Source organism: Streptococcus nakanonensis, from assembly GCF_059738785.1.
On the sequence record NZ_AP027139.1, the window covers coordinates 285,095 to 308,945 of the forward strand.

22 protein-coding genes and 1 tRNA gene are annotated in these 23,851 nt (G+C 41.3%); 16 read left to right on the plus strand and 7 right to left on the minus strand.

The window, feature by feature from the left end; translation table 11 throughout:
• Window positions 1-33: 33 nt before the first annotated feature.
• The 11 genes from AC6I9F_RS01540 to AC6I9F_RS01590 all read left to right on the plus strand — a co-directional run bounded on the left by AC6I9F_RS01540 (window position 34) and on the right by AC6I9F_RS01590 (window position 8,244).
• Entirely contained in the window at window positions 34-717 is a 684-nt protein-coding gene (locus tag AC6I9F_RS01540; RefSeq protein ID WP_001016914.1) for a Bax inhibitor-1/YccA family protein, read from the plus strand.
• 110 nt (window positions 718-827) lie between these two features.
• Window positions 828-1,820, plus strand: a complete 993-nt coding sequence (gene asnA / locus AC6I9F_RS01545; RefSeq protein WP_000748003.1) for an aspartate--ammonia ligase — start codon at window positions 828-830, stop codon at window positions 1,818-1,820.
• 64 nt (window positions 1,821-1,884) lie between these two features.
• Window positions 1,885-2,424, plus strand: coding sequence for a 16S rRNA (guanine(966)-N(2))-methyltransferase RsmD (gene rsmD / locus AC6I9F_RS01550; protein ID WP_262081343.1), 540 nt, complete (start codon window positions 1,885-1,887; stop codon window positions 2,422-2,424).
• Complete coding sequence (coaD, locus tag AC6I9F_RS01555; RefSeq protein ID WP_262081342.1) at window positions 2,414-2,902, plus strand: pantetheine-phosphate adenylyltransferase; 489 nt, start codon at window positions 2,414-2,416, stop codon at window positions 2,900-2,902. The genes rsmD and coaD overlap by 11 nt, the downstream gene beginning before the upstream one ends.
• Window positions 2,886-3,923 carry a SepM family pheromone-processing serine protease gene (locus AC6I9F_RS01560; RefSeq protein WP_262081341.1) on the plus strand — a complete coding sequence of 346 codons (1,038 nt, stop codon included), beginning with the start codon at window positions 2,886-2,888 and terminating at the stop codon, window positions 3,921-3,923. The genes coaD and AC6I9F_RS01560 overlap by 17 nt, the downstream gene beginning before the upstream one ends.
• A 57-nt stretch (window positions 3,924-3,980) precedes the next feature.
• Window positions 3,981-4,211, plus strand: a complete 231-nt coding sequence (locus tag AC6I9F_RS01565; RefSeq protein WP_498022333.1) for a DUF1146 family protein — start codon at window positions 3,981-3,983, stop codon at window positions 4,209-4,211.
• A gap of 23 nt (window positions 4,212-4,234) precedes the next feature.
• A complete protein-coding gene (gene murA, locus AC6I9F_RS01570; protein ID WP_112445124.1) occupies window positions 4,235-5,518 on the plus strand; it encodes a UDP-N-acetylglucosamine 1-carboxyvinyltransferase in 1,284 nt (427 codons plus the stop codon).
• Window positions 5,511-5,699: a DNA-directed RNA polymerase subunit beta gene (locus AC6I9F_RS01575; RefSeq protein WP_025169706.1), complete on the plus strand. Its 189-nt coding sequence runs from the start codon at window positions 5,511-5,513 to the stop codon at window positions 5,697-5,699. Before murA ends, AC6I9F_RS01575 begins: the two co-directional genes overlap by 8 nt.
• Window positions 5,700-5,737: 38 nt before the next feature.
• Window positions 5,738-6,562, plus strand: a complete 825-nt coding sequence (locus AC6I9F_RS01580) for a DNA/RNA non-specific endonuclease (RefSeq protein ID WP_112445122.1) — start codon at window positions 5,738-5,740, stop codon at window positions 6,560-6,562.
• Window positions 6,563-6,716: 154 nt separating this feature from the next.
• On the plus strand, window positions 6,717-8,048 hold the full coding sequence (locus AC6I9F_RS01585) for a hemolysin family protein (RefSeq protein ID WP_498022336.1): 1,332 nt from the start codon (window positions 6,717-6,719) through the stop codon (window positions 8,046-8,048).
• A gap of 61 nt (window positions 8,049-8,109) precedes the next feature.
• Window positions 8,110-8,244 carry a hypothetical protein gene (locus AC6I9F_RS01590; protein ID WP_259390846.1) on the plus strand — a complete coding sequence of 45 codons (135 nt, stop codon included), beginning with the start codon at window positions 8,110-8,112 and terminating at the stop codon, window positions 8,242-8,244.
• On the opposite strand, the gene AC6I9F_RS01595 is transcribed toward AC6I9F_RS01590, so the two are convergent.
• Both AC6I9F_RS01595 and AC6I9F_RS01600 read right to left on the minus strand, forming a co-directional pair.
• Window positions 8,236-8,306, minus strand: a tRNA-Cys gene (locus AC6I9F_RS01595). The two genes, AC6I9F_RS01590 and AC6I9F_RS01595, sit on opposite strands and share 9 nt — an antisense overlap.
• Window positions 8,307-8,668: 362 nt before the next feature.
• Complete coding sequence (locus AC6I9F_RS01600) at window positions 8,669-9,835, minus strand: IS30 family transposase (protein ID WP_000160552.1); 1,167 nt, start codon at window positions 9,833-9,835, stop codon at window positions 8,669-8,671.
• A gap of 431 nt (window positions 9,836-10,266) precedes the next feature.
• Between AC6I9F_RS01600 and rpoB the strand changes: the two genes are divergently transcribed.
• The 4 genes from rpoB to ndk all read left to right on the plus strand — a co-directional run bounded on the left by rpoB (window position 10,267) and on the right by ndk (window position 18,269).
• On the plus strand, window positions 10,267-13,878 hold the full coding sequence (gene rpoB / locus AC6I9F_RS01605; RefSeq protein ID WP_498022338.1) for a DNA-directed RNA polymerase subunit beta: 3,612 nt from the start codon (window positions 10,267-10,269) through the stop codon (window positions 13,876-13,878).
• A gap of 32 nt (window positions 13,879-13,910) precedes the next feature.
• On the plus strand, window positions 13,911-17,588 hold the full coding sequence (gene rpoC / locus AC6I9F_RS01610; protein WP_498022340.1) for a DNA-directed RNA polymerase subunit beta': 3,678 nt from the start codon (window positions 13,911-13,913) through the stop codon (window positions 17,586-17,588).
• Window positions 17,589-17,674: 86 nt separating this feature from the next.
• Window positions 17,675-17,806, plus strand: a complete 132-nt coding sequence (locus AC6I9F_RS01615) for a chlorohydrolase (protein ID WP_191904182.1) — start codon at window positions 17,675-17,677, stop codon at window positions 17,804-17,806.
• 49 nt (window positions 17,807-17,855) lie between these two features.
• Window positions 17,856-18,269: a nucleoside-diphosphate kinase gene (gene ndk, locus AC6I9F_RS01620; protein WP_498022343.1), complete on the plus strand. Its 414-nt coding sequence runs from the start codon at window positions 17,856-17,858 to the stop codon at window positions 18,267-18,269.
• 509 nt (window positions 18,270-18,778) lie between these two features.
• On the opposite strand, the gene AC6I9F_RS01625 is transcribed toward ndk, so the two are convergent.
• The 5 genes from AC6I9F_RS01625 to AC6I9F_RS01645 form a co-directional block, all read right to left on the minus strand.
• Complete coding sequence (locus tag AC6I9F_RS01625) at window positions 18,779-19,057, minus strand: competence protein ComA (RefSeq protein WP_498022345.1); 279 nt, start codon at window positions 19,055-19,057, stop codon at window positions 18,779-18,781.
• A 140-nt stretch (window positions 19,058-19,197) separates the two neighbouring features.
• Window positions 19,198-19,830, minus strand: a complete 633-nt coding sequence (locus tag AC6I9F_RS01630) for an ABC transporter ATP-binding protein (RefSeq protein WP_000571433.1) — start codon at window positions 19,828-19,830, stop codon at window positions 19,198-19,200.
• Between the two features lies 1 nt (window position 19,831).
• Window positions 19,832-21,847, minus strand: a complete 2,016-nt coding sequence (locus tag AC6I9F_RS01635) for a bacteriocin-associated integral membrane family protein (protein ID WP_050243140.1) — start codon at window positions 21,845-21,847, stop codon at window positions 19,832-19,834.
• 103 nt (window positions 21,848-21,950) lie between these two features.
• Entirely contained in the window at window positions 21,951-22,247 is a 297-nt protein-coding gene (locus AC6I9F_RS01640) for a lactococcin 972 family bacteriocin (RefSeq protein WP_050243139.1), read from the minus strand.
• A gap of 314 nt (window positions 22,248-22,561) precedes the next feature.
• A complete protein-coding gene (locus tag AC6I9F_RS01645; protein WP_050243138.1) occupies window positions 22,562-22,732 on the minus strand; it encodes a PhrA family quorum-sensing system peptide in 171 nt (56 codons plus the stop codon).
• Window positions 22,733-22,920: 188 nt separating this feature from the next.
• Here AC6I9F_RS01645 and AC6I9F_RS01650 point away from each other — a divergent pair, with 188 nt between their 5' ends.
• Complete coding sequence (locus AC6I9F_RS01650) at window positions 22,921-23,784, plus strand: helix-turn-helix domain-containing protein (RefSeq protein ID WP_498022348.1); 864 nt, start codon at window positions 22,921-22,923, stop codon at window positions 23,782-23,784.
• The last annotated feature ends 67 nt before the right edge of the window (window positions 23,785-23,851 follow it).

Consider the following 23,851-nt stretch of genomic DNA (forward strand, 5'->3'; position numbering starts at 1 on the left):
CAAGGAAAGATGTTCATAGAAAAGGAGAAAAGGATGAATCACACTATTATACATGACCGTGCAGGTCTCAATCAATTTTACGCTAAGGTTTATGCCTTTGTTGGTCTGGGAATCGGACTATCTGCTTTGGTATCTGGTCTCATGTTGACGGTCTTTCAGTCTCAGTTGGTTTACTTTTTGATGCAAGGGCGTCTCTGGTTGACCATTGCTACTTTTGCGGAGTTGGCCTTGGTTTTCGTTGCCAGTAGCATGGCTTCAAGAAATAGTCCAGCGGCTCTTCCAGTATTTTTACTTTACTCCGTTTTAAACGGCTTTACCCTTAGTTTTGTGGTGGCTTTCTATACTCCAGGTACAGTTTTATCTGCCTTTGTATCAAGCGCCCTTCTCTTCTTTGTCATGGCGGCAGTTGGTATCTTCACCAAGAAAGATTTGAGTGGGCTTGGTCGAGCAATGATGGCAGCTCTCATTGGTTTGCTGATTGCTATGGTAGTCAATATTTTCTTGGCTAGTGGTTTCTTTGATTATATGATCAGCGTAGCTATGGTTTTGGTTTTCTCAGGGTTGATTGCTTGGGATAATCAAAAGATTCGCCTTGCTTATGAGCAATCACAAGGTCGTGTAGCGACAGGTTGGGTTGTGTCAATGGCTCTCAGTATCTATCTTGATTTTATCAATCTCTTCCTAAGTATTTTACGTATCTTCGGTCGTAATGACTAAAGGGTCTATGAAATCAGTGTTTTGAGTGACACTGATTTTTTTAAATTTTCTCTTTTCTTTTCTTGGAAATAGGTGTATAATGCTTTTAACTAATTTTTGAGGAGTAGTTTATGAAGAAAAGTTTTATCCATCAACAAGAAGAAATTTCCTTTGTCAAAAACACTTTTACCCAGTATTTGAAAGATAAGCTAGAAGTTGTCGAAGTTCAAGGTCCTATCTTGAGTAGGGTTGGCGACGGGATGCAGGACAACTTATCAGGTGTTGAGAATGCCGTATCGGTTAAGGTTCTCCAAATCCCTGATGCTACTTATGAAGTGGTGCACTCCCTTGCCAAATGGAAACGCCACACTTTGGCTCGTTTTGGTTTCGGTGAAGGTGAAGGTCTTTTCGTCCACATGAAGGCCCTTCGTCCAGACGAAGATTCGCTGGATGCGACCCACTCTGTTTATGTTGACCAGTGGGACTGGGAGAAGGTTATCCCAAATGGTAAACGCAATATCGCTTATCTAAAAGAAACAGTTGAGAAGATTTACAAGGCTATTCGCCTGACAGAGCTAGCTGTTGAAGCCCGCTATGACATCGAATCTATCTTGCCAAAACAAATCACCTTTATCCACACAGAAGAGTTGGTAGAACGCTACCCAGACTTGACACCGAAAGAGCGTGAAAATGCTATCTGTAAAGAATTTGGAGCTGTCTTCTTGATTGGTATCGGTGGGGAATTGCCGGACGGCAAACCGCACGATGGACGTGCACCAGACTACGATGACTGGACAAGCGAATCTGAAAATGGCTACAAGGGTCTAAATGGTGATATTCTTGTTTGGAATGAGTCTCTAGGTGGAGCCTTTGAATTGTCTTCTATGGGGATTCGTGTAGATGAAGAAACGCTTCGCCGTCAGGTTGCCATCACAGGTGATGAAGACCGCTTGGAATTGGAATGGCACAAGGCTCTGTTGAATGGCTTATTCCCATTGACAATCGGTGGAGGAATTGGACAATCTCGTATGGCCATGTTCTTACTTCGCAAGAAACACATCGGAGAGGTGCAAACAAGTGTTTGGCCTCAAGAAGTCCGCGATACTTACGAAAATATTTTGTAGAGAATCGAACCGTAAGGTTCGGTTTTCTTTCTCTTTTTGCCTATAATTTGGTATAATAAACGGTATGAAAATCGTATCAGGAATCTATGGGGGACGTCCCCTCAAGACACTAGAAGGAAAGACGACAAGACCTACTTCAGATAAGGTTAGGGGAGCTATTTTTAACATGATTGGTCCCTACTTTGAAGGGGGACGCGTCTTGGACCTTTATGCAGGTAGTGGTGGTTTATCTATCGAGGCAGTATCGCGTGGCATGTCCAGTGCTGTTTTGGTGGAACGAGACCGTAAGGCTCAGGCTATCGTGGCTGAAAATATCCAGATGACCAAGGATGTTGGAAAATTTCAACTTCTCAAGATGGATGCAGAAAGGGCATTGGAGCAGGTATCTGGGGAATTCGACCTCATTTTCTTAGACCCTCCTTATGCCAAGGAACAAATCGTAGCAGATATTGAAAAAATGGCTGAGAGAGAGCTTTTTTCTGAAGATGTCATGGTCGTGTGTGAGACGGATAAGGCCGTTGAGCTTCCAGAAGAAATTGCCTGCCTGGGCATCTGGAAGGAAAAAATTTATGGAATTAGTAAGGTGACGGTCTATGTCAGATAAGATTGGCTTATTCACAGGCTCATTTGATCCGATGACAAATGGGCATCTGGATATGATTGAACGAGCTAGCAGACTTTTTGATAAGCTCTATGTCGGTATTTTTTTTAATCCCCACAAACAAGGATTTCTCCCTCTTGAAAATCGTAAACGGGGACTAGAAAAGGCTTTGGAACATTTGGGAAATGTTGAAGTCGTGTCTTCTCATGATAAATTGGTGATCGATGTCGCAAAAAGACTGGGGGCTACTTTCCTAGTGCGGGGTTTGAGAAATGCAGCGGATTTGCAATATGAAGCTAGTTTTGATTACTACAATCATCAGCTGTCTCCTGATATAGAGACTATTTATTTACATAGCCGACCTGAACATCTCTATATCAGTTCATCAGGCGTTAGAGAGCTTTTGAAGTTTGGTCAGGATATTACCTGCTATGTTCCTGAGAGTATTTTGGAGGAAATAAGAAATGAAAAAAAAGATTAGATGGCCCTTATACGTCATTGCGGCCTTGATTGTGACTTTCTTGGCATTTGTAGTGCCCTTGCCCTACTATATAGAGGTTCCAGGTGGTTCAGAAGATATTCGCCAAGTCCTTAAAGTCAATGACACAGAAGATAAGGAAGCTGGTGCCTATCAATTCGTTACAGTTGGTGTCCAACACGCAACTTTAGCTCATATGGTTTATGCTTGGTTGACGCCTTTTACAGATATTCGGAGTGCCCAGGAGACTACAGGTGGTTCTTCCGATGTTGAATTTATGCGAATTAATCAATTCTACATGCAGACATCGCAAAATATGGCCAAGTATCAAGGACTAAAAACAGCTGGTAAGGATATCGAACTCAAGTACTTTGGGGTTTATGTCTTGAATGTGACGGATAATTCAACCTTTAAAGGGATTCTCAATATCTCTGATACGGTCACAGCAGTCAATGATCAGACCTTTGATAGTTCCAAAGACTTGATTGATTACGTCAGTTCTCAACAATTAGGAGACTCAGTTAAAGTGACCTATGAAGAGGATGGGCAAACCAAGTCTGCAGAAGGAAAGATTATCAGCTTGGAAAATGGCAAAAATGGGATTGGAATCGGCTTGATTGATCGTACAGAGGTAATCAGCAATATCCCAATTAGCTTTTCAACAGCTGGTATTGGCGGCCCAAGTGCTGGTCTCATGTTTAGTCTAGCTATCTATACTCAAATAGCTCACCCAGGTCTTCGTAATGGTCGTATTGTTGCCGGTACAGGAACCATTGACCGTGATGGGAATGTGGGGGACATTGGAGGTATTGATAAAAAGGTTGTAGCTTCGGCTAGGGCAGGTGCTGCTATTTTCTTTGCCCCTGATAACCCTGTTAGCGAAGAAGAACAAAAAGCGCATCCGAATGCGAAAAACAACTACCAAACAGCCCTAGAAGCAGCTAAAACAATCAAGACAGATATGAAAATCGTGCCAGTTAAAACCTTACAAGATGCAATTGATTACTTGAAAAACAATCCCTAGTTTTTAAGTGAAGTTTCCAAACTAGCGCACAAACAGAGAAGATGGTATAATAGTCAAATGGTTCAATTATTATTCACTCTAAGCAGTCACATGCTCTTTATTTATGTGAGTTTTTACCTTTTAAAGAATCTTGTTAGATGGGAAAAGGTTTTAAAAGTGACAACTGAGAATACAGGAAAAGTTCGTTTATTAGTAGCCTTTTTTAGCATTGTCATGGGCTACATCCTGAGTTCTTTCTTTATCAGCCTGTATCAGTTGTGGCAAGAAGCGCTTAGAGGATTATTATAAAATCAAGAGTAAAGGAAACGAGTATGGACAAAATTGTGGTTCAAGGTGGCGATAATCGTCTGGTAGGAAGTGTTACTATCGACGGAGCAAAGAATGCAGTCTTGCCCTTGTTGGCAGCGACTATTCTAGCAAGTGAAGGAAAGACAGTCTTACAGAATGTACCGATCTTGTCGGATGTCTTTATTATGAATCAGGTGGTTGGTGGTTTGAATGCCAAGGTTGACTTTGATGAGGAGGCTCATCTTGTCGAGGTGGATGCTACTGGCGACATCACTGAGGAAGCCCCTTATAAGTATGTCAGCAAGATGCGCGCCTCCATCGTTGTCTTGGGACCAATTCTTGCCCGTGTAGGTCATGCTAAGGTATCCATGCCAGGTGGTTGTACGATTGGTAGCCGTCCTATTGATCTTCATTTGAAAGGTCTGGAAGCTATGGGGGCTAAGATTAGCCAGACAGCTGGTTACATCGAAGCCAAGGCTGATCGCTTACACGGTGCCCATATCTATATGGACTTTCCAAGTGTTGGTGCTACGCAGAACTTGATGATGGCTGCAACTCTAGCTGATGGGGTGACAGTGATTGAAAATGCTGCGCGTGAGCCTGAGATTGTGGACCTAGCCATTCTCCTCAATGAAATGGGAGCCAAGGTTAAGGGTGCTGGTACAGAGACCATTACCATTACTGGTGTTGAGAAACTTCATGGTACGACTCACAATGTAGTCCAAGACCGTATCGAAGCAGGAACCTTTATGGTAGCTGCTGCCATGACTGGTGGTGATGTCTTGATTAAAGACGCTGTTTGGGAGCACAACCGTCCCTTGATTGCCAAATTGCTTGAAATGGGAGTGGAAGTGACGGAGGAGACTGAAGGAATTCGCGTTCGCTCTCAACTAGAAAATCTAAAAGCTGTCCATGTGAAAACCTTGCCCCACCCAGGATTTCCAACAGATATGCAGGCTCAATTTACAGCCTTGATGACAGTTGCAAAAGGCGAATCAACCATGGTGGAGACAGTTTTCGAAAATCGTTTCCAACACCTAGAAGAAATGCGTCGTATGGGCTTACACTCGGAGATTATCCGTGATACAGCTCGTATTGTTGGTGGGCAACCTTTGCAGGGAGCGGAAGTTCTTTCTACTGACCTTCGTGCCAGTGCAGCCTTGATTTTGACAGGTTTGGTAGCACAGGGAGAAACTGTAGTTGGTAAATTGGTTCACTTGGATAGAGGCTACTACCGTTTCCATGAGAAATTGGCGCAGTTAGGTGCTAAGATTCAGCGGATTGAGGCAAGTGATGAAGATGAATAAGAAATCAAGCTACGTAGTCAAGCGTTTACTTTTAGTCATCATAGTACTGATTTTAGGCGTTCTAGCCCTAGGAATCGGTTTAATGGTCGGTTATGGAATCTTGGGCAAGGGTCAAGATCCGTGGGCTATCCTGTCTCCAGCAAAATGGCAGGAATTGATTCATAAATTTACAGGAAATTAGGCTGGGAGACCAGCCTTTTTCTAAAGATAAGGAGAAATATGAACAAAAAAACAAGACAGACACTGATTGGTTTGCTAGTGTTATTGCTCTTATCTGCGGGGAGCTACTATATTAAGCAGACTGAACTAGGAAATCAGGCTGCTAAGACAAAAATGAGTCAGAAAAGTCAATCACCAGACGCGCCTGGTCAAGAATTGGCGGAAAGTGTCTTAACAGACGCAGTCAAAAGCCAAATAAAAGGGAGTCTGGAGTGGAACGGGGCTGGTGCTTTTATCGTCAATGGTAATAAAACAAACCTAAATGCCAAGGTTTCAAGTAAGCCCTACGCTGATAATAAGACAAAGACAGTGGGCAAGGAAACAGTGCCAACCGTAGCTAATGCCCTCTTGTCTAAGGCTACTCGCCAGTACAAGAATCGTGAAGAAACCGGGAATGGTTCGACTTCTTGGACTCCACCAGGTTGGCATCAGGTCAAGAATCTAAAGGGCTCTTATACCCATGCAGTCGATAGAGGTCACTTGTTAGGCTATGCCTTAATCGGTGGTTTGGATGGTTTTGATGCCTCGACAAGCAATCCTAAAAACATTGCTGTTCAGACAGCCTGGGCAAATCAGGCGCAGGCCGAGGATTCGACTGGTCAAAACTACTATGAAAGTAAGGTGCGTAAAGCCTTGGATAAAAACAAGCGTGTCCGTTACCGTGTAACCCTTTACTACGCTTCAAACGAGGATTTAGTTCCTTCAGCTTCACAGATTGAAGCCAAGTCTTCGGATGGAGAATTGGAATTCAATGTTCTAGTTCCCAATGTTCAAAAGGGACTTCAACTGGATTACCGAACTGGAGAAGTAACTGTAACTCAGTAAAATATGAAATAAACTCCTATGTCACTTGTGGATATAGGAGTTCTTTTCTGGACAATTTAAGTAGAACTAGAATAGACACTGATAAAAAATAATATGTACTGGACTAGATTTTGTGATATAATGAAGGATAAGATACTATTTTAGGAGAAGAACTATGGAAGACCCAAGTAGTCAGAATTTGTTGCTACAATTTGTTTTATTGTTTATCTTGACGATATTAAATGCCTTTTTCTCAGCCACAGAAATGGCCATGGTTTCTCTTAATCGTGCCCGAGTTGAACAAAAGGCGGAAGAAGGAGACAGACGCTACATCCGCCTGCTGAAGGTACTAGAAAATCCTAACCACTTTTTATCAACCATTCAGGTAGGAATCACCCTGATTACAATCTTATCAGGGGCGAGTTTAGCTGATACTCTAGGACGTGTGATTGCCTCTTGGCTTGGGAATGGCGAAACAGCACAAGCCGTGGCAACTTTTCTATCCTTGGCATTTTTGACCTATATTTCCATCGTTTTTGGGGAATTATATCCTAAGAGAATCGCTCTTAATCTAAAGGATGCCTTGGCCATTCGTACAGCGCCGGTTATCATTGGGATCGGAAAACTAGTCAGTCCTTTTGTTTGGCTTTTAGCTGCTTCGACCAATTTCTTGAGCCGTTTGACTCCTATGTCATTCGATGATGCGGATGAAAAGATGACCCGTGATGAAATTGCCTATATGCTGACAAATAGTGAAGAAACATTGGATGCTGATGAGATTGAGATGCTACAAGGTGTCTTTTCGCTCGATGAACTGATGGCGCGAGAGGTTATGGTTCCTCGAACGGATGCCTTTATGGTGGATATTCAGGATGATAGTCAAGCCATTATCCAAAGTATTTTAAAACAAAACTTTTCCCGTATACCAGTTTACGATGGGGATAAGGACAATGTGATTGGCATCATTCACACCAAGAGTCTCCTTAAGGCTGGTTTTGTGGACGGTTTTGATAATATTGTTTGGAAGAAAATCTTACAAGATCCACTTTTTGTACCTGAAACTATTTTTGTGGATGACTTGCTAAAAGAATTGCGAAATACCCAAAGACAAATGGCAATCTTGCTAGATGAATACGGCGGTATGGCTGGTTTGGTGACTTTGGAAGACCTCTTAGAGGAAATTGTTGGTGAAATTGATGATGAAACGGACAAAGCAGCAATAGATGTTCATCAGATTGGCGAGGATACCTACATTGTTCAAGGAACTATGACCCTCAATGATTTCAATAATTACTTTGATGTTGAACTGGAAAGTGATGACGTTGATACCATCGCTGGTTATTATTTGACAGGAATTGGAACCATTCCAACGACTGAGAAACTCAGCTATGAATTGGTCAGCCAAAACAAACAACTTATCTTAACCAATGATAAAGTGAAAAATGGACGTGTTACCAAGGTAAAGATCCAAATTACAGAAGTCGAAATAGAAGAAGAAACAGAGTAAACTAGAGGCTTTTGTCACCATACGTGACGAAGCTTTTTTCAGTTGATTTCATGAGGGAATTATGTCATGGAAAGAACTTTGCCCCAAAAGTTTTTCAAAATTATCCGTATTTATCAGAAGAAAAAATAAAAAAGCCCTTCAAATTGGGCTTTCTGTTCATTTGAAACCTGATAAATCAAGTTATAGAAGGCGGTAGACGGATTTGAACCGACGATCAAGCTTTTGCAGAGCCGTGCCTTACCACTTGGCTATACCGCCTTAACGTTTCTTATTATACCTTGAAAATGATTTTCAGTCAATAGCTTTTTCAGTTTTTTGTACCATAGTGTGATTCGAATGTGATGCCAAGTTTTCTATGGGAAAAAAATGGTAAATTCCCAAACTAAGTTCTACTGCTAATCCAAGTGGAAGTTAGTCTGATAAAAATCGTAAAAACCAGTGAACATCCGTGTCAGGGTAAGTTCCACTGGTTTTACTAATGCTTGATTTTATTGCTTTTGTAGCCAAAATGAATCGAAAAAAAGAGCGCACAAAATCCTCTTATCTGAAAGCGTTTCAGATTAAGTTCCGCTATGGTGGAAGTTAGTGTGAGACGTTTGAATAGGGTTTTAGGTTAGTTTTTAGAACTTATGTTGGAGTAATTTAGAAGACTGACAGACGTCTTCTGCAGGTATTTTAGAAATACCGAGAAGCTTAGGAATTTCTTCTCCATAAGTAAAGGCAAAGAGTTCATAAGCTGACTTTCCATTCAAAGCAGCACGTTTGACGCTGTTGACATGAGAGCAGACGAGATTGATGTCCTCTTGAGTTAAATTGTCAAAAGAAGTTCCTTTAGGTAGAATGTCGCGAATCAGCGTGTGATTTTTCTCAATTCTCCCTTTCTGGTCAGAGCGATTAGGGTCACAAAAGAAGAGTTTACTCTCTCCTCGCACATCCATTTCGATGTCATCAACCCTGGCAAACTCTCCACCATTATCGGTAAGAATGACAGGGAAGAGTTGGAAGAAATCTTTGTCCGCTTGGTGAAGAGTGTTCTTGATGTCATAGAGATGTTTGGTAACCTCAAGGGCAGTTTTATTATCCAGAAGTCTAGCGAAGATAAAGTTACAGAAAGATAGATTGAAGGTGAGTAGGACTTTACCTCCCATTCTCCCCATAACTGTGTCCATTTCCAGCCAAGAGTCTAGTTGATTCAGTGCTAAATAGTTTTGGAAATCCTCATAGGAACGGCCTTTTTTAGCTTCTTTAGGGATGGAAGGTAGCTTACTTTTTCGTCTTTCTTTGAATTTAACGGCTCTGGCAAGATCAATCGGAGCGATAGATAGGTACCCTTTTCGGATGTGTCGATAGACAGTTGAGGAGCTGACATCAAGGTTATGAGTTTTGAGAATATGATAGATGTGTTGTCCTTTTTTAACCCCATCAGAAATGACTTTGTCCATGTCCCAGAAGGTCTTGGAATTGAGGGGAGTTCCTTCACGAGCTTCGCCAAGAGTTTGTTCGTATTGTTTTTGAGCTTGCTTAGCGAGGTAGAAGATCTTCTTATAGCCACAATTCTGTCTTCTTTTAGGGCAGCCGTTACAGACAAAGGGAGCTTTGTCGAGTAGAGGGCAAGGAAGGTTATGGCATGTAGACTCTCGGACTTGTCTGTTTCGTTTGACTTCTTTAGAAACAGTAGTCGGGTCTTTTAGAATGGATTGTCCAATAGCTTTGAAGGTTTCACTGCGCTCTAAACCTAATTGGATATCATTACGGTCTGAAAGGGTAAGGTGTTTATGTTTTGTCATAGTAGACCTCGTTTCTAACTCAAACGTCTCACACTTAATTCCACCATAAAAATCCGTTTTAGACTAATTTCCACTTTGGTCAGGCAAGTGGAAGTTACTTTGAGAAGTTAGAATGGGAAAAAAATTACCAAAAACCTACTGAATCCCCTTGAAAAATCTAGCTAAATAGGGTATAATATGAGTAATCATTTGTCGTAGGTTTTGTCTGAAATATTGTCCAGACAAGGCTCACAGCAGTTAAATCTTCTGAAAAAGTCAGATTTAGCTGCTCTTTTTGTGCTTTTTTTCAGGATTTTGAGTACTTGTAACAAAGACTTAAAGATTCTGAAAATTTATCAAGGGGACACGGTGATAAGGGTTTTTAAAACCATATGACGATTAGAAAAGCCTGATTGATAAGGCTTGGAACTTATTTATAAAGGAGAATCATCTTGGCAGGACATGACGTTCAATACGGGAAACATCGTACCCGTCGTAGTTTTTCAAGAATCAAAGAAGTTCTTGACTTACCAAATTTGATTGAAATTCAAACTGACTCATTCAAAGATTTCCTAGACCACGGTCTTAAGGAAGTGTTTGAAGATGTATTGCCAATTTCAAACTTCACAGACACAATGGAGTTGGAATTTGTTGGATATGAAATCAAGGAACCAAAATACACGCTAGAGGAAGCTCGTATCCACGATGCTAGCTACTCAGCACCAATTTTTGTAACCTTCCGCTTGATCAATAAAGAAACAGGCGAAATCAAGACCCAAGAAGTTTTCTTTGGTGATTTCCCAATCATGACAGAAATGGGTACTTTCATCATCAATGGTGGTGAACGTATTATCGTATCTCAGTTGGTCCGCTCACCAGGTGTTTACTTTAACGACAAAGTTGATAAAAACGGTAAAGTGGGCTACGGTTCAACTGTTATTCCTAACCGTGGAGCTTGGTTGGAGCTTGAAAGCGACTCAAAAGACATCGCCTACACTCGTATCGACCGTACTCGTAAGATTCCATTTACAACCTTGGTTCGTGCGCTTGGTTTCTCAGGTGATGATGAAATCTTTGATATCTTTGGTGATAGCGAATTGGTTCGCAATACTGTTGAAAAAGATATCCACAAGAACCCAATGGACTCTCGTACCGATGAAGCTTTGAAGGAAATCTACGAACGCCTTCGTCCAGGTGAACCTAAGACAGCTGAAAGCTCACGTAGCTTGCTTGTAGCTCGTTTCTTTGACCCACGTCGCTATGATTTAGCAGCAGTTGGTCGTTACAAGATCAATAAAAAACTCAATGTTAAAACACGCTTGCTTAACCAAACAATTGCTGAGCCGTTGGTAGACCCTGAAACAGGAGAAATCTTGGTAGAAGCTGGAACAATCATGACTCGTAGCGTGATTGAAAGCATTGAAAGCCATTTGGATGGTGATTTGAATAAGATTGTTTACATTCCAAATGATGCAGCTGTTGTGACTGAGCCAGTTGTCCTTCAAAAATTCAAGGTTGTTGCACCAACTGATCCAGACCGTGTCGTAACTATCATTGGTAATGCCAATCCAGATGACAAGGTTCGTATCGTCACTCCTGCAGATATTCTTGCTGAGATGAGCTACTTCCTCAACTTGGCTGAAGGACTTGGCCGTGTAGATGATATCGACCACCTTGGAAACCGTCGTATCCGTGCGGTTGGTGAATTGCTTGCCAACCAAGTACGTCTTGGACTTTCTCGTATGGAACGTAATGTCCGTGAACGTATGTCTGTTCAAGATAACGAAGTCTTGACACCACAACAAATTATCAATATCCGTCCTGTAACAGCTGCGGTGAAAGAATTCTTTGGTTCATCACAGTTGTCACAGTTCATGGACCAACACAACCCACTTTCTGAGTTGTCTCACAAACGCCGTTTGTCAGCCTTAGGACCTGGTGGTTTGACTCGTGACCGTGCCGGATATGAAGTACGTGACGTGCACTACACTCACTATGGTCGTATGTGTCCTATCGAGACACCTGAAGGACCTAACATCGGTTTGATCAATAACTTGTCATCTTACGGACATTTGAACAAGTATGGTTTTGTTCAAACACCATACCGTAAGGTTGACCGTGAAACAGGCGGTGTTACAAACGAAATCGTTTGGTTGACAGCCGATGAAGAAGATGAATTTACTGTAGCACAGGCTAATTCTCGTCTGAATGAAGATGGAACCTTTGCTGAGAAGATTGTCATGGGACGTCACCAAGGGGTCAACCAAGAGTATCCAGCGAATGTTGTTGACTACATGGACGTTTCACCAAAACAGGTAGTTGCCGTTGCGACAGCATGTATTCCTTTCTTGGAAAACGATGACTCCAACCGTGCCCTCATGGGAGCCAACATGCAACGTCAGGCTGTGCCATTGATCAATCCTCAAGCACCTTACGTTGGTACTGGTATGGAATACCAAGCAGCCCACGATTCAGGAGCTGCTGTGATTGCTCAGTATGATGGTAAAGTTACTTACGCAGATGCTGACAAGGTAGAAGTTCGTCGTGAAGATGGTTCATTGGACGTTTACCACATCCAAAAATTCCGTCGTTCAAACTCAGGTACTGCCTACAACCAACGCACTCTCGTAAAAGTTGGCGATGTCGTTGAAAAAGGCGATTTCATCGCTGACGGACCTTCTATGGAAAATGGAGAAATGGCGCTTGGACAAAACCCAATCGTTGCCTACATGACTTGGGAAGGTTACAACTTCGAGGATGCCGTTATCATGAGCGAACGCTTGGTTAAAGACGATGTCTACACATCTGTCCACCTTGAAGAATACGAATCAGAAACGCGCGATACAAAGCTTGGGCCTGAAGAAATTACTCGTGAAATTCCAAACGTTGGGGAAGACGCTCTTAAAGACCTTGACGAAATGGGTATTATCCGTATCGGTGCTGAGGTTAAAGAAGGCGACATCCTTGTAGGTAAAGTAACACCTAAGGGTGAGAAAGACCTTTCGGCTGAAGAACGTCTCTTGCACGCTATCTTCGGAGATAAATCTCGTGAAGTGCGTGATACTTCTCTTCGTGTACCACACGGTGCCGATGGTGTCGTTCGTGATGTTAAGATCTTTACCCGTGCAAATGGAGATGAGTTGCAATCAGGTGTTAACATGCTGGTTCGCGTCTACATCGCTCAAAAACGTAAGATCAAGGTCGGAGATAAGATGGCCGGACGTCACGGAAATAAAGGGGTTGTCTCTCGTATCGTTCCTGTAGAAGACATGCCTTACCTTCCAGATGGAACTCCAGTCGATATCATGTTGAACCCACTTGGGGTGCCATCACGTATGAATATCGGTCAGGTTATGGAGCTCCACCTTGGTATGGCTGCTCGTACTCTTGGTATTCACATCGCAACACCAGTCTTTGACGGAGCAAGTTCTGAAGATCTTTGGTCAACTGTTAAAGAAGCAGGTATGGATAGCGATGCCAAAACGATCCTTTACGATGGACGTACTGGTGAACCATTTGATAACCGTGTTTCTGTCGGAGTCATGTACATGATCAAACTCCACCACATGGTTGATGATAAATTGCACGCGCGTTCAGTCGGACCTTACTCAACCGTTACTCAACAACCACTCGGAGGTAAAGCTCAGTTTGGTGGACAACGTTTCGGTGAGATGGAGGTTTGGGCTCTTGAAGCTTATGGTGCATCAAATGTCCTTCAAGAAATCTTGACTTACAAGTCTGACGATATCAACGGACGTCTGAAAGCTTATGAAGCCATTACAAAAGGAAAACCAATTCCAAAACCAGGTGTTCCAGAATCCTTCCGAGTTCTTGTCAAAGAATTGCAATCTCTTGGTCTTGACATGCGTGTCCTAGACGAAGATGACCAAGAAGTGGAACTTCGCGACTTGGATGAAGGAATGGACGAAGATGTCATCCACGTAGATGACCTTGAAAAAGCCCGCGAAAAAGCAGCCCAAGAGGCTAAAGCAGCCTTTGAAGCTGAAGAAGCTGAAAAAGCAACAAAAGCGGAAGCAACAGAAGAAGCTGCTGAAGAAGAATAAGCAGTTCACTTAGAATAGAAAGGGAAGAAATAGTGGTTGATGTAAATCGTTTTAAAAGTATGCAAATCACCCTAGCTTCTCCAAGCAAAGTCCGTTCATGGTCTTATGGAGAAGTCAAAAAACCTGAAACAATCAATTACCGTACCTTGAAACCAGAACGCGAAGGACTCTTTGATGAAGTGATCTTTGGTCCTACAAAAGACTGGGAATGTGCTTGTGGTAAATATAAACGTATTCGTTACAGAGGGATTGTTTGTGACCGCTGTGGGGTTGAAGTAACGCGTACAAAAGTTCGTCGTGAGCGTATGGGGCACATTGAGTTGAAAGCTCCTGTATCTCACATCTGGTACTTCAAGGGAATTCCAAGCCGTATGGGCTTGACCCTTGATATGAGCCCCCGTGCCCTCGAGGAAGTTATCTACTTTGCGGCTTATGTGGTGATTGATCCTAAGGATACACCACTTGAGCACAAGTCTATCATGACAGAGCGCGAATACCGTGAGCGCTTGCGTGAATATGGTTATGGATCATTCGTTGCCAAGATGGGTGCCGAAGCCATTCAAGACCTTTTAAAACAAGTAGATCTTGAAAAAGAAATTGCTGAACTCAAAGAAGAGTTGAAAACAGCGACTGGACAAAAACGTGTCAAAGCTATCCGTCGTTTGGATGTTTTGGATGCCTTTTACAAGTCTGGAAACAAACCGGAATGGATGATTCTTAACATCCTTCCGGTTATTCCACCAGATCTTCGTCCAATGTTGCAATTGGATGGTGGCCGTTTTGCCTCATCTGACTTGAATGACCTTTACCGCCGTGTTATCAACCGTAACAACCGTTTGGCTCGTTTGCTTGAGTTGAATGCACCTGGTATCATCGTTCAAAATGAGAAGCGTATGCTTCAAGAAGCGGTTGACGCTTTGATTGACAATGGTCGTCGTGGTCGTCCAATCACAGGACCAGGTAGCCGTCCACTTAAATCATTGAGCCACATGCTTAAAGGTAAACAAGGACGCTTCCGTCAAAACTTGCTCGGTAAACGTGTTGACTTCTCAGGACGTTCCGTTATCGCCGTTGGTCCAACTCTTAAGATGTACCAATGTGGTGTGCCACGTGAAATGGCGATCGAGCTCTTTAAACCATTCGTGATGCGTGAAATCGTTGCCCGTGATATCGTGCAAAACGTCAAAGCTGCTAAACGTTTGGTGGAACGTGGAGATGAGCGTATCTGGGATATTCTTGAAGAAGTGATTAAAGAACACCCAGTGCTTTTGAACCGCGCACCTACCCTTCACCGTTTGGGTATCCAAGCCTTCGAGCCAGTCTTGATTGATGGTAAGGCCCTTCGCTTGCACCCACTTGTCTGTGAAGCCTACAATGCCGACTTTGACGGGGACCAAATGGCCATCCACGTACCGCTTTCAGAAGAAGCTCAAGCAGAAGCTCGTATCTTGATGCTAGCTGCTGAGCATATCTTGAACCCGAAAGATGGTAAACCAGTTGTTACTCCATCTCAGGACATGGTTTTGGGTAACTACTACTTGACCATGGAAGAAGCTGGCCGTGAAGGTGAAGGAATGGTCTTCAAAGACCGTGACGAAGCGGTTATGGCTTACCGTAATGGTTATGTTCACCTTCACTCACGTGTTGGTATCGCAACAGACAGCCTCAACAAGCCTTGGACAGAAGAGCAAAAACACAAGGTCTTGCTTACAACAGTTGGTAAAATCCTCTTCAACGACATCATGCCAGAGGGTCTACCATACTTGCAAGAACCAAACAATGCCAACTTGACAGAAGGCGTTCCAGCTAAATATTTCTTGCCACTTGGTGGAGATATCAAGGAAGCTATCAGCAATCTTGAACTTAACCCTCCATTCAAGAAGAAAAACCTTGGAAATATCATCGCTGAAATCTTCAAACGTTTCCGTACGACAGAAACTTCTGCCCTACTTGACCGCATGAAGAATCTCGGTTACCACCACTCAACTCTTGCAGGATTGACAGTGGGTATTGCCGATATCCCAGTCGTTGACGACAAGGCTGAAATCATTGAAGAATCACACAAACGTGTAGAACAAATCACCAAACAATTCCGTCGTGGTATGATCACAGACGACGAGCGTTACAATGCCGTTACAGCTGAATGGCGTGCTGCCCGTGAAAAACTTGAGAAACGCTTGATTGCCAACCAAGATCCTAAGAACCCAATCGTTATGATGATGGACTCTGGAGCTCGTGGTAACATCTCAAACTTCTCACAGCTTGCCGGAATGCGTGGTCTGATGGCTGCTCCGAACGGACGTATCATGGAATTGCCAATCCTTTCAAACTTCCGCGAAGGTTTGTCAGTACTCGAAATGTTCTTCTCAACTCACGGTGCGCGTAAAGGTATGACCGATACGGCCCTTAAGACAGCCGACTCAGGTTACTTGACTCGTCGTTTGGTTGACGTTGCCCAAGACGTTATCATCCGTGAGGATGACTGTGGAACAGACCGTGGTCTCTTGATCCGTTCTATCGCAGAAGGAAAAGAGATGATCGAGTCTCTCGAAGAGCGTCTCAATGGTCGTTACACTAAGAAAACTGTTAGACATCCAGAAACTGGTGCAGTTATTATCGGTCCAAATGAGCTGATTACAGAAGACAAGGCGCGTGAAATTGTCAACGCTGGTGTGGAAGAAGTGACTATCCGCTCTGTATTTACATGTAATACTCGTCACGGTGTCTGTCGTCACTGTTACGGTATCAACTTGGCGACTGGTGATGCGGTTGAAGTTGGTGAAGCAGTTGGTACAATCGCTGCCCAATCTATCGGGGAACCTGGTACACAGCTTACAATGCGTACCTTCCACACGGGTGGGGTTGCCTCAAATACCGATATTACTCAGGGTCTTCCTCGTGTTCAAGAAATCTTTGAAGCCCGCAATCCTAAAGGGGAAGCGGTTATCACAGAGGTTAAAGGACAAGTTACTGCTATCGAAGAAGATGCATCAACTCGTACTAAGAAAGTCTTTGTTAAGGGTGAAACTGGTGAAGGTGAATACGTTGTTCCATTTACAGCTCGTATGCGTGTTGAAGTTGGGGACCAAGTAGCGCGTGGTGCTGCTCTTACAGAAGGTTCTATCCAACCCAAACGCCTCCTTGCAGTTCGTGATGTCTTATCAGTTGAAACGTACCTTCTCGGTGAAGTACAAAAAGTTTACCGTAGTCAAGGGGTAGAAATCGGTGACAAACACATCGAGGTAATGGTTCGTCAAATGATTCGTAAAGTCCGTGTCATGGATCCAGGTGACACAGATCTTCTCATGGGTACCCTCATGGATATCAATGACTTTACAGATGCCAACAAAGATGTCCTTATCGCAGGTGGAGTTCCAGCGACTGGTCGACCAGTCCTTATGGGAATTACCAAAGCCTCACTTGAAACAAATAGTTTCTTGTCAGCTGCTTCCTTCCAGGAAACAACTCGTGTCCTTACTGACGCAGCTATCCGCGGTAAGAAAGACCATCTCCTTGGACTTAAAGAAAATGTTATCATCGGTAAGATCATCCCAGCGGGTACTGGTATGGCCCGTTACCGTAACCTTGAACCACATGCTATCAACGAAGAAGAATACCTTAACCCTCCAGTAGAGGAAGAAGGAAATGAAGAAACAACAGAAGTAGTTGTGGATACTGCCGTTGAAACTGTGGAAGAAACAGTAGAATAAAAGAGAATGAGAGAGCCTTCGGGTTCTCTTTCTGTTTTCTGAAAACTTTCTCCATTTTTCCATAAAATATGGTAAAATAATACTCAATGAAAATCAAAGAGCAAACTAGGAAACTAGCCGCAGGTTGCTCAAAGCACTGCTTTGAGGTTGTAGATAGAACTGACGAAGTCAGCTCAAAACACTGTTTTGAGGTTGCAGATAGAGTTGACGTGGTTTGAAGAGATTTTCGAAGAGTATAAAAGAAAGAAGCTGACAAAGGAGACTTGTATGGAACAAACATTTTTTATCATTAAACCAGATGGTGTAAAAAGAGGACTAGTGGGGGAAGTGTTGAAACGCATCGAACAACGTGGATTTACAATCGAAAAATTGGAGTTGCGTACAAAGGTTTCAGAAGAGTTGATTGACCAGCACTATCAGGACTTGGTTGGTCAAAGTTTTTACCCGCCGATTCGTGAATTTATGACTTCAGGACCAGTTCTTGTAGGTATCATTTCTGGTCCCAAAGTAATCGAAACTTGGCGGACTATGATGGGTGCGACTCGTCCAGAAGAAGCTTTACCAGGAACGATTCGAGGTAATTTTGCAAAAGCGGCTGGTGAAAATCAGGTTATCCAAAATGTTGTACATGGTTCAGATTCAGAAGAGTCAGCTAAGCGAGAAATTGCTCTTTGGTTTTAAGAGTGGATTGGCTCAATCAATTGGTTAAAAGCTCATTTGAATAGAAAGTATAGTCAATTAGTTTAAGACATGACGCATAATATCAAACTTTTTAGTTTTTGATATGGTGCGTTTTTTTGATTATGTGACTATTAGTCCGTCTCGCTCCATTAGGTGCGAGACAAAAAAACACCCGCTATGCGGGTGCGCGTCGAAGGTTATACCAAAAAAACTCCAAACGCGATACAATAAAGGTGTTCAAGCCAATTGTAAAGCGAAAGGAGAAAAATATGGCACAAAAGGTTCTTTTGTCCTGTTCTTGTTTCAATTGACTATATTTCTATACTTTTTCTTCCTTTCTCTGTGAATATCGCAAGTTTTTCCCACCTTTTCTCAATACTGAAACAACATCTTTCCAGAACTTCAATAATTTCTTTTTGTGTTAAATCATTATTTAACTAAATCTTTGGAGGCAATACGTTTTCAAAGCTACTTTTTTACCATAGGTTTTGAGCCTTCAACACAGATTACTAAGCCAAAAATGCTCTAAATTTTTGAAATTCTAACAAATTCCACTCAACTTTATCATCATCTTTGACTTTCACAATATCTTCCTCAAAATAACATGGAATAAAGATAGTTTTCTTTTGAAACGGTTGTAGGAGGAAAATCTCTCCTACACTATTATTGATTGTGAGAGAAAATTGCAAAATATCATCTACCAAACTTTCAATTATTAAGATTTTTTGCAGTTTATCTGAATTAGAATCGCAAGGCTTCTCAATAATATAATTGTCGAATTTTTTCATTCTAACTTTCTCTTCACTATTTCTTCCTTTATCAAGAAAAAGTTACCTCAATATTGATAAAGTACAATTCTAAATTAACTCCAATTATTGATTCCTGATAATATTTCAGTAACTCATCGTGCAATTAAAAACAAGGATTTTTATTTCAGACGATCCATCGTGAACACTTCATCAGCCATCTCCCAAATTGCCGGATTATGTGTTGCGATAATGATTAGCCTATTATCATCTCGAAGAGATAGCAAAATCTCCATAATCAACTGAGAGGTTGCTGGGTCTATTGAAGCTGTTGGCTCATCTGCCAGAATAAAGGGTGGATTCTTTAAGATAATTTTTGCCAAGGCAACCCGTTGCGATTCTCCGCCCGATAACTCAAAGATGCGCTTATCTAGGTCAAGATAAGCCAGGCCGACCTGTTCTAAAGCCTGCTTCTGCCTCAACCGCTGTTCCGACCGACTCAACTTTTGACCAATGAGACCTAGCTTAAGGTTTTCTTCAATACTTTGGTTTTCAATTAAGCCAAAGTTCTGGAAGAGGTAGCCCAATTCGTGACGGAAAAAATCACTCGATTTATAATTGGCCAAGTCTTTACCTCGGTAAAAAATCGTCCCATCATAAGATTCTAATTTTCCAATCATGTTCATCAAGGTTGTTTTTCCGCTACCACTTGAACCAATTAAGGCATAGACTTTTCCAGCCTCAAATGTCATTGAAAGATTCGAAAATAACTCTCGTTCTCCAAAAGATTTACTCACCTGTTTAAGTTCAATCATATTAACCTCCCTTCAAAACAAGCATGGACATCTTGTTTTCTTTCTGCATTTGGATATGTAACTGTAAAAGAGATAGACCAGTAAAGAGTAACAAGACTAAGAAAGCAACTACTATCTCTACCTGAAGAAATACACTCGCAACAAATCCCAGTAAAAACACACCCAGTTGAGCAAAGAGATAAGTGCGATGGATTTCTAAGAACCTGAGACCTGCAATGCGTTTGATAAAAATGGCACGTCTAAATTCTTCAAAGTAGAGCCTATTCATAGTGTTAAACAACAAGATTGAAGTTACAATCCCAAGCACAGCTCCTGCTAGCATTACCCAACGTTCCCTCTGGATATTATCCAATAATGTGATGTAGTTGTGGTAACCTGTTTGCATTTCTGAGACCCAATTTTCAATGCCTTGTCTCTGGATAAGCTCCTGGGCATCAGACAATTGATTAAAGAGAACGTAGTTCTGTACTGCGTCTACCCAAAAGAAAATGGACTGTGGACCAGTTGATTGGGGTGTTATAACAATGATGATTGGATCTTTCAAAAACTGCTGGTAAGAAATAGGGGTCGTATTATACACAAAACGATCCTGACCTGATTCTAAATAACCTACCGTAGCAGTCATTTGTTGTCGTTCATCTTGACTAGACATGCGACTGGTTAAGTCGTCTTCAAAAACAGATTTATAATGTTCTTCCTCTGAACGGAGGTGTTCAGGCAGCAATAAGACAAACTCCCCTACATCAAGGTGATTCATCTTTTGCTCAATAGTTGTATCTACAGGAATGTTTTGACGCTCCAAGTATTGCGGTGTGACGATAAGGACATTGCCATTCGGGCTGTAATCGTGCCATTCTGTAGAGGTTGTCAAGTTTTTGGAGGAAGCCATGCCATTTTGCAAAGAACGGTCAATTAACTGGTGTCTAGATAAGAAAGCCTTTTTTTCTGAAACAGCCAGATCCATCAATTGATACCAAGTTCTGAGTTTCCTTTGAGCTTGTTCATCAAAACCAGGACTCGTTCCTTCACGGCTGAATGATAGGGTAATCAGTTGTCTTTCCTGGCTCCAAGCCTCTTGTCCAATCCGATGCTGTTGCCAGGCTTGGGTATACTTTAAGCTACTCCCTATTCCCAGCGTTACAATAATAATCGCTAATAGTTGACCGATTAAAATCAAACTAATGATTCCTCTGACAGGCACTTGCCCTTTTATAATCTGCATCAGGTGTATCTTTTTTATCCCAACTGCGAAGAGTTGAGCGAAAAACAGGGAGATCGACAACAAGATGAGATTATAACAGAGCAAGCCTTCTCCTATGGTCATTAGGGATTGCGTTGGAAGCGACAGAATTTTTTGCATAAGAATGGCGAGTACGCCAGCTAAACTGAAACCAACAGCTATCCCTTTCAAATCCTCACCAACTGGTCTAAGGAAAATGGACCACCGTTTCTCTCCTGAAATGAGGCGAATGCCCGACGACCGTAATTGGCTAATTTGACTAATTAAAGTCAGTGCTCCAAAGGTTAAGATGAAAATCAATAGACTGATTAACTGAAATCCGTTACTAAAGATAGCCATTAACGTAGATAGTTTGGATGGAATTATCAGGTGCATGTTAGTCAAGCCAAGTTGACTTAGCTCCTCCCTTAGCAAGTGAATATCTAGGTTTCCATCGAATACAAAATAGTTTGTTTCAACACTACTACTTTGAGCATCTTCTAGTTTTTTTTCCTGTAGCCCATCAGGCAACTTTCCGTTCCCAAAGGTCGTATAAGAAAACACTGGAGTACCTTCTGAGTTAGGATCTTGGTGTTGAATCGCAATAAAGCTATCTGTTTCTTCTGCTAGTTTTTCCAAGCGTGTAGCAACATGCTGAAAAGTTGTTTCAGGGGAAGAATCATGTACAACAACGTTGGGGTAATAATGGGAGACATATGTATCAGTCCAAATGGTAAATACCCAAACAAAGAACAAACTAGCAAGCAGGTTGGATATGAGTATAAATAATTTTTTCATAGTGCATTCCTTATTCTAAAACAGAGGGCAGAAATACCTCTGCCCTCTATAAACTAAACAAGCTTACTAAACTATTGATAAAAGAATCTTCTTCAATTATTCTTTACCATCCCGCATCAAATGTAACTTGCTCCCCAAAATTTGTATTAACAAACGCATAGGCCGCACTATGTGCTCCTGCATAAACTGTTTTTTGATTGTCACGTCCATTACTTCCAACATAGGCCCAGTGATACTGTGAACCATGATAATAATTCGAAAATGCTCCCCAATTATTTGGATCATGATGGCCTCCATAGGTCCACTCGCCACCACGGTGAGAAACTGCCAAAACAGGAAGAGCTAAACTAAATGCCAAAACGGCAAGGGATGATGCAACTACTTTTCTAAATTTTAACATATTATTACTCCTCTGAATGAAATATTATGAAAATGAGCGAAATGCAACTACATATTTTAATTAGAAATCTCAGTCTGAATTATAGTATCCTATTTTTTCCTCCTTTCTAACTGCACGTTCCTTTCTACAGACAGAGACCTAATTTTATAAACCAATCTTAAATACTTTAGATTTTGTAACTCATAATTTTCAACAGTTGGTTAGCTATGAAAGCATTTTATCAAACATCTCCATTCTTATATCTATCTGGTATTGTTACAAGCTCTCATCAGAATACCTTTCTCTAAATAGTTGAATTTTAAAGTAATACGAAATCAATCAGCCTTCCCAACATCAAGACCATTGGACTTCTTTTGTGATTGCACTCGAATCTCCAATTGTCTATTCTTCTGAATAAACTGTTGGTAAGGAATTGTGTTACTAAACATAAAAACACCTAGTAATACTAATATAGATAATTTTTGAATTCCACGATTTTTCTTCATTCGTGAAACCCTTTTCTTTTTCCTTGTTTTCATTTTAACATATATATATTATTCGGTCAAGCATTTTTATGTAATTTTTGACTTTTTTTAGTTTATTACCATAAAGAATTATTTATTCTTTTAACTTGCTATTTTGAACTAAAAATTTTATAACGAAATTAAGCAAATAGGAAGGTTTATTATCTTTAATGAATACACTCGCAGAGAAATTCAGATTGAAAAGAAAAGAGTTGAGACTCTCCCAACAAACTCTTGCAGAAGGAATTTGTGAACAAAGCCAGATTAGTAAAATTGAGAGAGGGCATTTCATTCCCTCCGCAGACCTTTTGTTCAAACTCTCACAACGACTCGAAGTGCCATTAGATTATTTTTTTAATGAACAAATTGAAATTAAATCTAACCTCTCTAATTTCAAGCGATTATCTGCTCGACTATTAGATGACAGAAATTATGACGATTTGGAATATATTTATAGAATAGAGATTGAACGAAGCACTTTTCTAACACTAGAAGACCGAACTTACCTTGAATGGATTAAAGCTATTATTGACTTCTATCAATATGACAGTAAGTATGAGGCTATTTCTTCATTGGAAAATATATTATTAAAAGTCTCTTCAAATACTCTGATTTATTTAAAGGCGTTGAATACTCTATCTAATTTCTATTCCTTAGTGGGTCGTGAACAAGAATATGAGGCAAACTACTCTCATTTGATGGAGTTATATCAGACAAAAAATTTTGAGCATCAAGAATTTTTATTTGGCTACATCAGAGTTCGTTACAACTACGCTCACTACCTATTGTCAAAGGAAAAATATAATGAAGCCATCCAAGAAGCTCTTGAGACGATTGAACTCTGTAAACAAAGACAGACAAGCTACCAACTGGCTCCTCTACTTATTCTTGTAGGAAATGCTGGAGCCAAATTTCTAGACAGAGAACAAGTCAAAAATTATTATATGGAAGCAAGAGAGCTATGCAAGATTTATAACAATCCTTTAATGCTGATGAAGATAGAAAATTATTTGAAGGAATTAGATACTGTTTAGTTAATCTTGACATTATAGTTTTTCTGAAACGTTAAATAACCTGTAAGGCTGATAGTGAAATGAATAC